The organism is Brevibacillus sp. 7WMA2 (assembly GCF_010748895.1).
Lineage (GTDB): Bacteria > Bacillota > Bacilli > Brevibacillales > Brevibacillaceae > Brevibacillus_B > Brevibacillus_B halotolerans.
The window spans coordinates 4,990,997-5,005,171 of the sequence record NZ_CP048799.1 but is presented as its reverse complement, the minus strand read 5'-3'; the positions used below and the strand labels follow the sequence as shown (position 1 = coordinate 5,005,171).

Here is a 14,175-nt window from a genome sequence, read left to right as displayed (position 1 = left end):
TGGTGTGGGGAGATGAGTTCGTTTTGCGTCTCGTGGAATAGCCCCGGGTTGTTCAAAGTCGGCTCAGGGTTAGATCTGTTGTGAAAAACGTAATGTACGAAAACCTCATCATATTTTGCCGAATAGCATATTGAAATTGAATTTTTTATTTGATATTCCATAATAAAAATATGAAAAAACAGGTTGATCATGGCAAGAAAGATGTCTCGACATTAATTCAACCTGTCTAAATTTACATTATAGTATTTAGGTTTCCGTCACTAGATAAGGAACCTTGTAAAGCACGAAGCCAATCAAGGTTAATCGATGGTTACACAAAAAAGAAATAACAGAAAACACTACTTGTTAATTAGTCGCTGTCCTCTTCTACTAAAATCGCATCCAAACGTTCCCTATCTTCTGCAATTTGACGTGATCGTTCAAAGCTATTCATGAACAATTCTAGTGTTAATTCCTCAGTCCCACTGTCAGTTTGCTTTAGAATTCTGAATATGACCTTATGCTTAGATAGTATCTGGATTAAATCTTTCATCTTTTCTAGTTCCTCTTTATTGCAGCGATTTACGACCATTATCGGTTTCTTATCAGCAATATTGGTTTTAATTTCAGAAAAAGATACACCTGTGTATTTCTTTATTGTCATTAGCAAGCTACTGTTAATATTAGAGTTAAGTACTAAAGAGAATTTTGCCAAGATTCCCCACCTTAAATATATAATTTACTCTAAAACTCTTCAAGGAATAGCGGATTTACTGGTTTGCCTTGGCAATCATTCATTACTAAGTAAGCCGTACCATTCTCTTCAAAGGAATCTACATATGACACAAAATTAGGATGATTCAGTCCTTTTATGATTTCTGCTTCTCGTATAAATGCCTGTAATAGATCGTTATATTTCTCCTGCAAAGAAGGCATCCGACAAAAAACTGTCTTATGATCAAGATCACGTAAGGCAAGTGCTCTCGGAAAAAACTCTTTCACAACACGCGTATGCTTACTGCCAAACTGACGTGCAGTATACACAATCGACAGCTCGCTTTGCGAAATCATTTTTTTAATCTGGTAACGTCCGCAAAGGCGTATTCTTTTCGGCAATCCCTTCTCTTCGGTACCTGATTTCACTTTTTCTTACCTCTCTCTTCATGTTTAACCTTCTCTTATTCTATCATAACTTTAGCTTGCTTGAGCGCCTCGCTTAGCTTTTGCATATGAATAAATCTCGCTTGTCGATATATTTCTTTCCCATAGGCAAATACAAGTATGGTGGGTCCAGAAAATGCCAAGAACCTTCCAGACAGCTCAGGAAGCTTATCAATAGAAGCTTTGCTTACATGAAAGCCTTCAAGTATATGAGGTTGCTGTTCTTCAGGATGTAAGGGCTGATCCTTTGACAGCCAGGTATGTAGCTTTTGTTGCACAGCCTCGCAAACACCGCAATTCTTAGAGGTAAGGAGAATTAGACAGAGCGGAAATGCTTGTAGCGCCTGTTCCAATTCTTCTAGGGTCACGTATTCTTTCATCGTCAGTTTTCCTCCTAAGCATTTTTATTCATAATCCTCTCTTCCTCTTTATCGGCGTTTCGTCTTACTTATATTGTAACATTCTTTACAATGAACCACTTCCTGCATTGACGTGTGAAAATAATCACCTAGAATAAAAGAAGAAGGTTCTTTTAGAAGGAGGATTCCTATGAAATGGAAAATCATAATTCCTATTGCCATTTTACTTATAGTTGCTGTAGGCTTTCTTGTTTTTAATCAACAACGTAGTGCTGTGTACAAAAATCCAGAAACAGTCGTGAAGCTGTTTAAACAGGCGGTAGAGCAGAAGCAAGCAGATGTCTTCTTACAAGTGACTACTGTTCCAACTGGTGTCAAAGCCGTATTGACTGACAAAAATGCAGTTGGCATTATTGAAAATTTATCACAGCATACCGAAACCTGGAAAACATACATAGGCTCCCTTGCCGATCAAGCTGTGAGCTATCAAACGAATCCCTCATATAAGCCAGAGGCCCTAGACGATGCTGAAGAAGCAAATTCTTTACTAGTATTAAAAAAGGAAGGTAGCTTATACAAGGTACAGGTACGTCCCATCTACATGAAATTAATGGGACCAAAAGGAACCAAACTAGCAACAGGAGAGCAAGGTGTAGAGATTGTTCCTGAGACTCAATCAGAACCGTCTGATCAAAAACAAGCGAAAAAACAGACATCTGAACAGGATGTCGAAGAAGACCAAGTTACTTTCAAGGTAGGCCCCTTCTTCCCGGGAGAGCATTTTATGAATGGTAGTTTACCTACCCTGCTCGGCACAGTGACTACCGAAATCAAATTTGATGTTAATTATGGTCGTTCTAAACGATTCAAAGTGAATTTCCCTGTTCGTGACATTAAGGTGTACACCAATGTTAAAAACGCTGCCTTATTCCATAACGGTCAGGCTATTCCCGTTACCTTTGAAAAGAGCTTTACCGGCTACGATGCTTTAATCAAAAACGCTCCCAAAAAAGCTCTTGAATTTACGGTCAAAGCATCTACACCACTCGGCGAGGTAACGAAGACGGGTACCTTGGGCGAACAAGATACATTTATTGATTTACCGCTCCAAATTTCTCAAGCAGGTAATATTGAAGGCGATGTCTCCGCTTTCTTTACAAATTATAATAAAGCATGGCTGCAATATGCCAAGACGAAAACGACCGTTGACCCTCTCTTACCTTATCTCTCCCCAAACGGCGATGAGAAACAGAGTTATGAGCGTGAGGTTGAGCAATTTGAAACTACACCAGACATTCTAAAACAAGTCTTTGTAGGTGAATTGCTTCATTTAGAAATTGACTTTGGCTCTTTAGAAATAGTAGATGACACCCATTTAAAAGTAATGGTCAGAGAAGTTTATCAAGATAAATGGAAAAATCTTAGCACGAATCAAATAGATGATCACGGGCAGGATGAGCAATGCTGGGAATATGAGCTGCACAAAATAAAAGATAAGTGGCAGCTAGCCTCTACTCGTGCTGCATCAGTGTCCCGCTTTGGTCTTAATCCTAATCAGGTGAAGAAATTAAAGTAGGCAAAACGTGATAGAAATGAGAAAAGGCACTCACCGTAAACAATACAGTGAATGCCTTTTTCTATATAGAAAGAAACCTTTTCTCTTGCTAATCGTCATTTGATAGAGAATGTCTCCTACTTCTTCATAAAGCGTCCAGCTATCTTGCCGACAATATCTTTCACAAGCGGTTCGCGTAAAATAAACAACACTGTAAAGTAAATGACTGTAGACACAGTACCGCCTACCAGTAAATCGAGAAGCCTACCCGATTCCAGCATCAGAACTCGGAGAATGAAGGCGACAACGGACATAACTGCGCAGGCAATCAAAACCTTTGCTACTGTCAAAAGGAAGTCCCAGGTAAGAAGCTGACCAATGGAGCGCCAGAGTAACACAAACAATAGGATGGACTGCACCATTGCAGATACTGAAGCACTTAATGCTACACCGCCGTGCTCTAAAAGCGGGGTGAACATTTTGGCAGTCAACACGTAAACTCCGATGCCTATCACTCCCACAATCACAGGTGTACGGGTGTTTTCTAAGGCATAAAACGCACGTGTAATCAAATCGCGGGCCGCTAGGAAATAAAGACCCATGCCATAGAAAATAAGACCAAAGGCAGTCCAAGATAATGCTTCTTCATTAAAAGCACCCGATTGGCGAACAAATAGAAGACTAATCAAATTTTCGCCATATAAAATGAAGCCAATTGTCACTGGAAACAACAAAATCAATAAATAAGACAATCCTTTTTCCAGTGTAGCTTTCATTAAATGCATTTCTTTACGCTTTACGTAATTGGCTAGCAGTGGAAACAACGGTAATGTAAACGCCCCAACAAAGATAGCCATTGGTAGCTGAGCAATCTGATTAGCATAAGAAAGTGCCGCAACCTTTCCATCTCCAAGCCCCGTAGTTAATCCACGTTCCAGAAAGGTGGTGGTTTGCGAGATAACGGAACCAATGAGGATTGGCACAACCCGTTCACCCATGCTTCGCAATTCAGCATCCTGACGATATTGCAGGTTAAACCGTTGACTATAGCCATATTTACGCATGGCTGGCCACATCACGACTAAAGCAGCTACGTAACCAAGAGTGGTAGCTATTGATAAACCATCTACTCCAACAATTGGTACTAAAGCAACCATGGCAAGGATAACAATAACACTGTTCGCTACCGTGCCTAATGTAGATGTAAAAAAATGATGATGTGCATTTAAGACGCTTGCCCATAATCCAGCTAGACCAATAAAGAAAACAGACGGCCACATCAACTGTAATTGCCGGATGGTAAGTGCCGCTTTCTCACCGCTTACTCCATACATCAGAGCAATCTGAGGAGAAAGGAAATAACCGGCCACAGTCAGAGCAAAAAAGCTAAAGGTTATGAGCGCAAGCATTTTATGGTAGAGAACAGAAGCCTTCTGTGTCTGATTCTCTTCTAGTATTCCTCGCATAGTGGGGATCATCACTGCATTGATCGCTCCTGGAATGATCATGAACAAGGTCATGGGAATCGTTAGGGCAAGAAAGTAGGCATCCGCCTCCATTCCTGTTCCATACAAATGTGAAACATAGAGTGTGCGAACAAAGCCTAGCAAGCGTCCTATCAATGTTATTACTACTATCATGGATGCAGTTTTTAGTAAATTCACAGCTTGTAATCTCCTAATTCTTGCGCGCTACTTATCTGTTAGTTAACAACGCTAGATTTCTTTTCCTTGCTACCCTATCTTATGATTCATTATAATGGTAGGGTCGAACATATGTGTAGGGGGACTTCGCTTGAAAACGAATCTAAAAAAGTTGGTTATGAATCCTACCAACTGGATTTACTTATTACTCACCTATCCTATCATTGATTACGCAATGCGTAAATTTATCCCGATTGGATTTATTGTTTCTTTGTGGGATGAAGGCGTACTTACTGTCCTCCTTCTGTTTACCTTTATTGCGTATGCAAAAGGCCACCGTACCATGCCTGGCATTAAGCATGCGTTCCTTGCCTTTTTGATATTTGGCCTGGGACTTATGTTTATGGATATGACTAATTTTAATGCTAGCGTAGAAGGTTTTCGAGCTATATTCCAATATATGGTTGCATTATTAATCGGCTTCTATCTCATTGAGTCGAAAGAACAAATGCAGAGTTTCTTGAAAGCCTTCACCTTAGTTGGTCTATTCGTAGCCTTGATTGGCGTAATGCAGGTTGTGCTTGGGGTGGAAGTAAACAGCTCCTGGACAGGAGAAAACGAATCAATGAAGAGACGTGCATTCTCCATTGTAACAAGCCCGAACGTATTGGGTAGCTACATGATCCTTACCATCCCAATTGCAGTCGGCTTATTTTTGCAAGGGATAACGAAAAAGCAAAAGCTTCTTTGGGGGCTGACATCCCTGATCATGCTGGTTTGTCTTATTGCAACAGGCTCGCGCGGAGCTTGGTTCGCTCTCTTAGCTGTATTAGTTATTGGCTCTGTTTTTGTGAACCGGAAAGTTTTCTTATCCATTGTAGCCGTAGCCATAATTGGCGGTGTTGTTTTATTGGCTGTACCAGAGACAACTCCTGTCATCGGTAAGGTACAAAACCGCATTACTACTCTGTTTACCGAGGACTATTGGGAAAAGAGTAGCCAAAGCGGCCGCGTCGCGCGTTGGACGAATGCTTACCACCGGATGCGACTAGAACCATTATTTGGCGCTGGCCCTGGTCATTGGGGCGGAGCCGTGGGTTCCCGTTATTTTGGAACCATCTATACTGACAGCTATATGTTTAAAACGTTGGCTGAAACAGGGATCATTGGCTTGACTCTATTGGTTTCCATGATGCTTGCCATTGTTAAATATGCGGCTCAGGCGACCCTGCGCTGGAAAAACACGCCGTATTTCTATACTGGCTTAGGGTTATTCTGCGGTTTTCTGGCAGTGTTCTTCCATAATTTTGTGGAAAACATCTTTGAAGTGCCGTTTATGTCTACCTTCTTCTGGCTCTTAGGCGGAATGGTAGCGGCGCTAGCCACTCTTGACTTCCGGTACGCCAACCGCAAAATTGGCTCCAGATCTTAAACGAGAAAAAGGTGAATTGTATGCGACAGCTGTTTAGGCTGCAAACCTTATACTGGGCAGTTTATGCCTTTGCCCTGTTTATCGCTTATAACTTGGTGGTCAAGGTCGCTTTTATTGATCTGTCATGGATTGCACTCGTGATCTTTGTGCCACTGCTTATTGGGACGTACTTCCTTATTCATAAGAAGGAACGGCGTCAGGTGATTATTTTTACCATTGGTTTTTTGCTGTTAGACAAAGCATTGACCACATTAGATGATCGTATCATGGTCAAATATGTAATAGGCGCGATTGGAGCGATTATTGCCATTGCTTTACTGGTTAAGTTTTACGGGAAAGTGAAATGGAACGCTGTTTTTGCACTTGTTGCAGTAGCTTGCTTGACTAATTTCACCTATGCGCGTGATAATCTGGCAGCGATTAATCATTTTGTATTAAAAGCAGAAACAGACCGTCTGTATAAAGGGGAATGGGTCGACTACTTCCCAATCACCCTCTATGACATTGACGGTGATGGAACAAAGGAAATTCTGACATATGGTAACGCAGATGAAGTTGCAGATGTAGAAGAAGATAAAATTCCAGAAACACCGGAAGAAAAAAAGGCAACTGCCGAAAAGCTTCTCTATTTAAAAGATGAGCCTCTTTCGCTTTATGTTTTAAAATGGAAAGACGGCAAGCTTGTACGGTTAAAGCAAGATCAGTTTACGCCACAGCAGTGGAAAAATGCTTTGGCACAAATGCCGACGGACTACCCTGGTTTCCCATATTACGCACAAACGGAGAAGCAATTAGTTCCTACCGTACAGCGTCAAAGCTACACAGAAGCAATGATGCAGTCCGGTACAGCGCCATTCCGCGCCTTATTGCTCGATCTAGCACAGGTGGATAAAAAGCTGACTGACCAAGATGGTTATACGTATAAAACCAATCAATTTAATAAGCTAACCAAATTCCATGATGTGGAAATTAAAAATGGATTTTTAACTGGCTCCTATGGTCAAATCTCCTTCCAGTACAAGACTCGTGGTACCAAGATTTTAGACACGATGCGCCTTCCTGATGGACAAGAAGGACTTCTGGTATTGGACGAAGACCTAGCTGTTATTACCGTTAAACCTGATGCGACTGTGGAAGAAAGCTACCGCTTAAATCGCAAATCCCTCAAGGGTGGACTTGCAATGAGCGATATTATGGTAGCGGACATCGACCATGATAATAAGGACGAGCTGTTGATTGGCGGCGTTCCTTCGTATATCCTACGCCCAACCGCGGACGGTAAATGGGAGATGCTATTTGCAAGCAGCGAAAAAGATACAAGCTTCCGATTAACCAATTATGCAAGCATTGGTAAAAACGAACATGCAGAGCTGATTGCCCAAGCAAAAAGCTGGGTGAGTAGCTTTGATCGTCGTTATCTCTCCGGCTTTGACTATACACAGGATGGTCTGAAGCAGAATTGGAAGATTTATTTACCATTAATTAAAATGCAAGTTGGAGACATTGACGGAGATCAGGAGAACGAGCTGGTTGCTACGATGTACGATAATCATCGTATTCTAGTATTCAAACGCCATCAGATCCCTGTCTTCCCAATTGCTGTTGGCATCACCATAGCACTGTTTGCTTTTGGTATCGTGAGGAGGGTTCGTTATGCTTCAAAATAAGGGAAAATGGTTGCTGGCGAGCATAACTGCGCTCACTCTCCTCTCCGGTTGTACGTATGAATCTGCTCCAAAGGAGTTCGTAAAGCTTGAAGATACTGCTCCTGCCGGCATTACCCCTGCTGAAAATCCTGCTGCCGTTTTGCGTGCTGCTTTGGAAAAGGGGAAATCTTCCTTTGAGATGATGAAAAATGGTGTCAAAACAGAGGTCGATCCTAGTAAATACTGGTTTAGCGGCTACGTGAAAAATCGGATGATGTCACGTGAGACCACAAGTATGTTTGATGGTATCGTGGAAGGCCCAGATGCTTATCAGGTGACTGGTCGCATCGCTCGTCAGGAATTTGTTTACTACCGTAAGGGTGACGAACGCTATATTTTCAAAGGCGGCAATTGGATCACTGCACGCGAGGAACCACTTCCTATCGATGTATTTCGTGGTTATGAAGCCTGGTTACCTTTCTTAGATAAAGCAGTGCAGATGCCTGATGAAAAGGTGATTAGCACAGAGACTATTCCGTATCAGATCAAAATTACGGGTAAGGAATGGGTAGAGAAGGCTGATAGCGATCTTTTTGCAGCCTTTAAGGAGCAATTACAGGATCGTCCTGATATCAATGAGATTCTGGCTAACACCACCATTAAGATGACTGTGGGCATTGGGAAGGACGATGGATTGATTCATAGCTATCAAACCTGGATCATCCTGCCGATCCCAGGTGGTGGCTACATGGATCAGGAGGTTAAGTTCACTTTCTTTAAATATGGGGAAAACATTAAAATGAAAGATCCAGAAGAAGTGAAAAAATATTTACTTGATTAATTTATAGGATCAGCATTACAAATAAAAACTCTCTATTGCTTGTCAGTTACTGACCGATAGAGAGTTTTTTTGTATTTGTTCTGATCCATTACAAAAAGCGTGCGAGTGTGTGACACTCCAACACGCTTTTGCTGTTCGTTTATTGTTGCACAGGACCTGCTTTCTTAGCTTCCCTAGTACCCGTCTACTAGCTCATTCATAACCTGTGCTAGCTGGCCTGCTTGTTCACGGCGTTCGTACAGCTTAACACGATCATAGAAGCTCTCATCGCGTTGCGGACTAGCCCCGTTCTCCTTTTGCTGTTTCCAATTCTGATACAGATGTAGATACGCTCGCTTCATCGCTTCCTTATCAGTAGGATTGGCTACCTCCCCTAAACCAAAGCGTTGGATGATCTCCGTCGCCTCACCTGGCATATTTAACGCTAGAATAGGCTTACCAACCCCCATGTATTCATAAAGCTTACCAGGGATATAAGCTCCCGCATCAGGAGTCACGTCTCCGATCATCAATAGAGTATCTGCACCACTCATCAGGCCTAGTGCTTCTTTATGAGGTAGATTGCCTAGCACTCTGACTACTTTCTGCAAACCAAGCTGCTCTACGCAATCTCGATTTTCTGTATAGCCCGGATAGTCAAAGACCCCTGCAAATGAAAGACATATCTCCTGTTGGTCAACTAGACCTTCATCAATCAGTTCCTTGATCGCACCCAGCAATAAACGTGGATTGCGTTTCTGATATAAAATACCTGCATAAGCGGCATGAAACCGATCGGGTGCCGTATGTGCAGGAGTCAGCTTTGCAAAATCGGCTTTGTCAAAGCCATTATAAATGAGCTCCATTCGGTTTGCGGTAGCTGGATATTTCGTTTGGAAATTTTCAGCAAATGTAGCCGTCACTGTTGTAATAACATCAGCTTGCTTCATGACCTTTGCTTCCATTCGCTCTTCCAGACGCTCACGCCAAGCAATACCTGATCGATGCATATTTTGAGTCCAAGGATCTCGGAAGTCTGCAATCCATTTACAGCCGAACTCTGCTGCTAGCTTACGAGCGACAAGATGGTTTGTTACGGGACCAGATGTAGAGAAAATCACATCAATGCGGTGCTTGCGCATGATCTCACGCCCCACCTTCAATGCCTCAGGATACCACAATATTTGATCATCCGGGATAAGCAGGTACGGCTTTATTTTTTTGGCTGTTTGAAATAATGTGCTCGTAAGCCGTGCCACCAAGGAAGGCTGAACGCTTCCCTCAGTCTGTTGTCTTGAAGCTAATGCGACATTTTCTGCTTTTGAGACAGCCCTCTTGCTGTCGTCTTCCCCTTGTTCTTTTGCACGATCAGAATTCGAATCGGATACATTATTTCTTGCCGCAGTATTACTGGAGGCCTGCTTAGCAGCAGCTTGCTTACCAGACGATGCTTGCGTATTGTTTGCTGGTTTACGGAATTTCGCAGTCAGCTCCTTTGCTCGATGGATGTGCACATCTGTAGGAACATCTGCCAGTAAACTAGGATCAAGGGTAGCATGATAGCTCGGGTCCGCAGTAAGCACATGTACACCCCAGCCGAATTCCCCTAGATATTTAGCCATTTTAAGCGGACGTGGAACACCACCGCCTCCAATTGGTGGAAATATATACGAGAGTATTAATACATTATGTCGCTTGTCCATATCTATTTTCCTCATCCTTATTCACGTTTCTAACCCAATTATTCACTTGTTAAAGCGAAAACAAGTCTATAAAAAAATGTCACGTTTACCATACCATAAGTACGGTCATATTGCGAATCACCGCTTCATCTGGTATATTTGAAATGGTCTGTTGGAAAGGTTCGGGTGGATTACATGACAAGCAAACTACGTGTCCTCCACGTAATCGGCGGTGGAGAATTTGGTGGAGCTGAACAGCATATTCTCAATCTGCTTACTTCTTTTTCTAAGAAGCAAGTAGAGGCAGCCGTCGTATGCTTTTACGATGCGTTATTTGCGAGAAAATTGCGTGAAGCTGGTATCAAAGTGACAACATTACATACATATGGACGCTTCGATTTCCGTATTTTGCAGGGATTAAAGCAGGAAATTATCGCTATGAATCCAGACATTGTGCATACGCACGGAGTTAAAGCTAACTTTTTGGGAAGATTGGCGACTCGTTCATTGGACTGCACAACATTTACCACAGTCCATAGTAATTTAAAATATGATTATGTGAGTCCACTAGCTTCTTTTGGCGCAACTCTTATGGAAAAACAAACACGTCGCTGGACGGATCACTTTATAGCGGTAAGTAAGGCACTCCAAACCGTTTTAATAGAAGATGGCATCCCACAAGAAAAAACAAGTGTCATTTTTAATGGAATGGATATTACCCCGTTCCGTATCGAAAATAAAGCAGAAGTGCGTGCCACACTACGCGAAGAGTGGAAAATCCCCGCTGATGCTTTTGTATTTGGAAACGTCGGGCGTATCGTTCAAATCAAGGGACTTCCTTATTTACTTGAAGCTTTTGCTCAGGTGTTAGCTAGCACGCAAAACCATTCTAACCTTTATCTAGCCATAATCGGGGATGGTGTAGACCGCCCAGCTCTTGAAGATCAAGCACGTCAGCTTGGAATTGCTGAGCGAGTTCGCTTCGTTGGATTCCGTACCGATGTCCCTCGTTGTCTTCAAGCATTAGATATGTATGTGCACGCAGCGTTGTACGAAGGACTAGGTTATACGATCGCTGAAGGAATGGCTGCATCTCTACCTGTAATAGCTACAGATGTTGGAGGTGTAGGTGAATTTGTCATTTCAGAAGAAACGGGGCTGTTAGTTCCACCAGCTCAAGCGGGCGTTTTAGCACAGGCCATGCTCAGACTTTGGCAGGATCATGAGCTTCAGCTCCGCTTGGTTAACAACAGCACTGAAATGATCGACCGTGAATTTACAATTGAGCAAATGGCGGAACAAACGATTCACCTTTACAAGCAAAAACGAAAGCCATAATCGACAAAAAATCGATCATGACTTGAAATAACGTAAGCATCCATGCTTATCCCCATCATTCATTTGCAAAAACGACTTCTTCCCGTCCAGCTAAGGGAATAAAGTCGTTTTTTCTTTGTTTCATTGTCTGAATCCTTGTACAATAGAAATGGAACTACATAGAAAGGTTGTGCGTAATCGTGAAAGTATTTATATCCTGCGATATGGAAGGAATCTCGGGCATTACCGATCCTACTTATATTAACCCCGAAACAGGCAGTAATTATCAAAGAGGCCGTGCTTATATGACTCACGATGTGAATGCTGTCATTGAAGGTGCCATAGCCGCTGGCGCTACTGAAATTTTGGTAGCAGATAGCCATGAAAATCTTAATAACATTCATTTGGAGGATTTGCATCCACAAGCTCGCCTGCTACGCGGAACCCCACGCGATCACTCTATGATGCATGGCCTAGATGAAACCTATGATGCCGTTTTTTTAATCGGCTATCACACCCGTCACGGCGTTCCAGGGGTTCTTAGCCATACGATGTCACGCGTAATTAAAAACATGTATATAAATGGTCAAGTTGTTGGCGAATTTGGCTTTAATGCCATCTATGCCGGTTTATACAGCGTACCAGTCTGCCTGGTATCTGGTGACAACCTCATCGCGGAGGAAGCTCTAGGGCTCATTCCTGACATCCAGACCGCTATCGTTAAATATGCAACGTCTCGCACTTCCGCAATCTGCCTTTCGCTACAAGAAAGCCGTGCAATTCTGCAAGAGCAAGCAAGCCTAGCTTTGCAGCGTTGTAAGGAAATAGTCCCGCTTACTACAAAGCTGCCACTTGAATTAAAAATAGAATTCTCTCATTACGGCCAAGCTGAAATGGCCGCAATTGTTCCAGAAACAGTAATCATTCCGAACACCACGGAAGTTACCTACTACGCAAAAAATCAGTCTGATATGTATAAAACCATGCGTGCGATGATGAACTTAGCTAGTTCAGTCCCTTTCTGTTAACATCGCTCTTAGCTCTTAGCTCCTAAAGATACAAAAACGTCCTGCCCCCTTCATCAGCTACGACTGGGACAGGACGTTTTTTATATGCTTTTCCTTGGCAAAACTTTATCTACATTCTAAATTCGCTTCACTTTCACTTGCTCATCAAGCGTACGCGGAATTCGGTTTTTTAAATCTAAGACCACAGGGGATGACGCCATTTTTCCAGTTACCTCAGCCCAATCAAGCCCGGTGAACTCTTGCTGCATCGCGGCTAGCACCAAAGCATCAGCTCCAGATACAGCAGCTTCTAGGCTGTCTTTTTTATGAGCATATGGCGTATGGACAGCAGGATCGTAAGAGGTAACCTCTACCCCTTTCGCTAGCAATAGCTCAATAAAATCGTGCACAGGACTAATGCGATCATCATTGGAAAAATCCTTCATAGCTAAGCCAAACACAGCTACCTTACTGTCAGCCAAACGTTTACCAACAGATTGTAGTGATTGCTCCAGCATGTCAACCAGCACAGAAGGAATGCCATCGTTAATTTTACGTGCAGTAGTCAAAAGCGGTAGGTCAACATGCAGCTCCTTTGCTTTTGGAGCCAAATAATAAAGGGCATTCGGCAAACAGTAACCGCCTACACCAGGACCTGGCGTTAATAAATTGACGCGAGTATGGGTATTAGCAACCTTAATTAATTCAAAAACATCAATATCTGCTGCTTCCGCAAATCTTGCAAACTCTTGAACCATCGCAATATTAACGTCACGCTGAATGTTCTCAATAACCTTGGAGGCTTCTACTACACGAATATCTGTAATAGTAATCTCTGTCTCACTAATAAAGGAAAGCAATTCTTTACCTTTGGCAGCACTCGCTTCATTAATACCGCCTAATGCTAGAGGCATATGAATAAACTCCTCAAAAGCCCGTCCTTCTGCAATACGTTCAGAGCAATAGCTAAGATAGAACTCCTCGCCTGCCTTCATGCCGCTTGCTTCTTCAAGTATTGGCTTCACAACCTCTTCCGTTGTTCCAGGAATCACAGTACTGCGAATCATGACATGATCGCCCTTTTTGAGTTGGCTTCCTAATGTTTGAGCAGCACTTTTTAAATATTGCAACTCAGGGTCGCCATTTTTAACCGGGATACCTACTGTTACGATATAGTGGTCAACCTGTTGTTGTGCTTCCTCATAGGAAGTGGTGGCATGAAAACGACCTGCCTCCACCTGTTCTTGTAAAATTTCTGGCAATGTCTTGCCTTTATATGCTTCCAGATGGTGAGATTTTCCTTCGTTTGTTTCCTTTACAAGCTGTTTGGAAACATCGATTCCGACTACCTTTGCACCTTTCATCGCGTAGGTTAGCGCAAGTGGCAAACCTACAAAACCAAGGCCTACAACCGCGACACGAATAGGATGTGTCATAATAATCTCCTCTTTCCTTTGTTTCTCCACGTATATATGCTACGTATGTAGTAACTACGATAGATAGTAAATTCCTAACCCCAGAAAAACAAGGCCGCAAATAAACAACGCTTTGTACAGTTTATCCAAATTGCTGCC

At 42.6% G+C, this 14,175-nt stretch carries 12 protein-coding genes; 6 read left to right on the top strand and 6 right to left on the bottom strand.

Annotation, left to right across the window (positions count from 1 at the left end; translation table 11 throughout):
• Positions 1 to 349: 349 nt before the first annotated feature.
• Genes GOP56_RS21600 through GOP56_RS21590 form a run of 3 tightly spaced genes read right to left on the bottom strand, consistent with a single transcriptional unit; the run spans position 350 to position 1,520 of the window.
• A complete protein-coding gene (locus GOP56_RS21600) occupies positions 350 to 694 on the bottom strand; it encodes a hypothetical protein (RefSeq protein ID WP_163246605.1) in 345 nt (114 codons plus the stop codon).
• Positions 695 to 723: 29 nt separating this feature from the next.
• Positions 724 to 1,122: a hypothetical protein gene (locus GOP56_RS21595; protein WP_254068504.1), complete on the bottom strand. Its 399-nt coding sequence runs from the start codon at positions 1,120 to 1,122 to the stop codon at positions 724 to 726.
• Between the two features lie 35 nt (positions 1,123 to 1,157).
• Complete coding sequence (locus tag GOP56_RS21590) at positions 1,158 to 1,520, bottom strand: thioredoxin family protein (RefSeq protein ID WP_163246604.1); 363 nt, start codon at positions 1,518 to 1,520, stop codon at positions 1,158 to 1,160.
• A gap of 169 nt (positions 1,521 to 1,689) precedes the next feature.
• On the opposite strand from GOP56_RS21590, the gene GOP56_RS21585 reads away from it, so the two are divergent.
• Entirely contained in the window at positions 1,690 to 3,075 is a 1,386-nt protein-coding gene (locus tag GOP56_RS21585; protein ID WP_163246603.1) for a zinc ribbon domain-containing protein, read from the top strand.
• A gap of 116 nt (positions 3,076 to 3,191) precedes the next feature.
• Here GOP56_RS21585 and murJ read toward each other — a convergent pair whose 3' ends face one another.
• Positions 3,192 to 4,718 (bottom strand): murein biosynthesis integral membrane protein MurJ, encoded by a 1,527-nt coding sequence (murJ, locus tag GOP56_RS21580; RefSeq protein WP_163246602.1) that lies wholly within the window; start codon positions 4,716 to 4,718, stop codon positions 3,192 to 3,194.
• A 130-nt stretch (positions 4,719 to 4,848) separates the two neighbouring features.
• Between murJ and GOP56_RS21575 the strand changes: the two genes are divergently transcribed.
• The 3 genes from GOP56_RS21575 to GOP56_RS21565 are packed head-to-tail and all read left to right on the top strand — an operon-like array spanning position 4,849 to position 8,616.
• The gene (locus GOP56_RS21575) at positions 4,849 to 6,129 is read left to right on the top strand and encodes an O-antigen ligase family protein (RefSeq protein ID WP_022584118.1); all 1,281 of its coding nucleotides are present in this window, start codon (positions 4,849 to 4,851) and stop codon (positions 6,127 to 6,129) included.
• Between the two features lie 20 nt (positions 6,130 to 6,149).
• Positions 6,150 to 7,796: a hypothetical protein gene (locus GOP56_RS21570; protein ID WP_163246601.1), complete on the top strand. Its 1,647-nt coding sequence runs from the start codon at positions 6,150 to 6,152 to the stop codon at positions 7,794 to 7,796.
• A complete protein-coding gene (locus GOP56_RS21565) occupies positions 7,783 to 8,616 on the top strand; it encodes a hypothetical protein (RefSeq protein WP_068792035.1) in 834 nt (277 codons plus the stop codon). The genes GOP56_RS21570 and GOP56_RS21565 overlap by 14 nt, the downstream gene beginning before the upstream one ends.
• Before the next feature lie 173 nt (positions 8,617 to 8,789).
• Here the strand turns inward: GOP56_RS21565 and GOP56_RS21560 are convergent, their stop codons facing one another.
• Complete coding sequence (locus GOP56_RS21560; protein WP_163246600.1) at positions 8,790 to 10,298, bottom strand: glycosyltransferase family 4 protein; 1,509 nt, start codon at positions 10,296 to 10,298, stop codon at positions 8,790 to 8,792.
• A 174-nt stretch (positions 10,299 to 10,472) separates the two neighbouring features.
• On the opposite strand from GOP56_RS21560, the gene GOP56_RS21555 reads away from it, so the two are divergent.
• Both GOP56_RS21555 and GOP56_RS21550 read left to right on the top strand, forming a co-directional pair.
• Entirely contained in the window at positions 10,473 to 11,615 is a 1,143-nt protein-coding gene (locus GOP56_RS21555; protein WP_163246599.1) for a glycosyltransferase, read from the top strand.
• A 179-nt stretch (positions 11,616 to 11,794) separates the two neighbouring features.
• On the top strand, positions 11,795 to 12,622 hold the full coding sequence (locus GOP56_RS21550) for a M55 family metallopeptidase (RefSeq protein WP_163246598.1): 828 nt from the start codon (positions 11,795 to 11,797) through the stop codon (positions 12,620 to 12,622).
• Positions 12,623 to 12,738: 116 nt separating this feature from the next.
• On the opposite strand, the gene GOP56_RS21545 is transcribed toward GOP56_RS21550, so the two are convergent.
• The gene (locus GOP56_RS21545) at positions 12,739 to 14,037 is read right to left on the bottom strand and encodes a nucleotide sugar dehydrogenase (RefSeq protein ID WP_003338936.1); all 1,299 of its coding nucleotides are present in this window, start codon (positions 14,035 to 14,037) and stop codon (positions 12,739 to 12,741) included.
• Positions 14,038 to 14,175 lie beyond the last annotated feature (138 nt).

Bases quoted from the DNA above. Each gene is read 5' to 3' on its own strand.
- GOP56_RS21570 (WP_163246601.1), top strand. From the start codon at position 6,150: ATGCGACAGCTGTTTAGGCTGCAAACCTTATACTGGGCAGTTTATGCC.
- GOP56_RS21585 (WP_163246603.1), top strand. From the start codon at position 1,690: ATGAAATGGAAAATCATAATTCCTATTGCCATTTTACTTATAGTTGCT.
- GOP56_RS21560 (WP_163246600.1), bottom strand. From the start codon at position 10,298: ATGGACAAGCGACATAATGTATTAATACTCTCGTATATATTTCCACCA.
- GOP56_RS21555 (WP_163246599.1), top strand. From the start codon at position 10,473: ATGACAAGCAAACTACGTGTCCTCCACGTAATCGGCGGTGGAGAATTT.
- GOP56_RS21545 (WP_003338936.1), bottom strand. From the start codon at position 14,037: ATGACACATCCTATTCGTGTCGCGGTTGTAGGCCTTGGTTTTGTAGGT.
- GOP56_RS21565 (WP_068792035.1), top strand. From the start codon at position 7,783: ATGCTTCAAAATAAGGGAAAATGGTTGCTGGCGAGCATAACTGCGCTC.
- GOP56_RS21590 (WP_163246604.1), bottom strand. From the start codon at position 1,520: ATGAAAGAATACGTGACCCTAGAAGAATTGGAACAGGCGCTACAAGCA.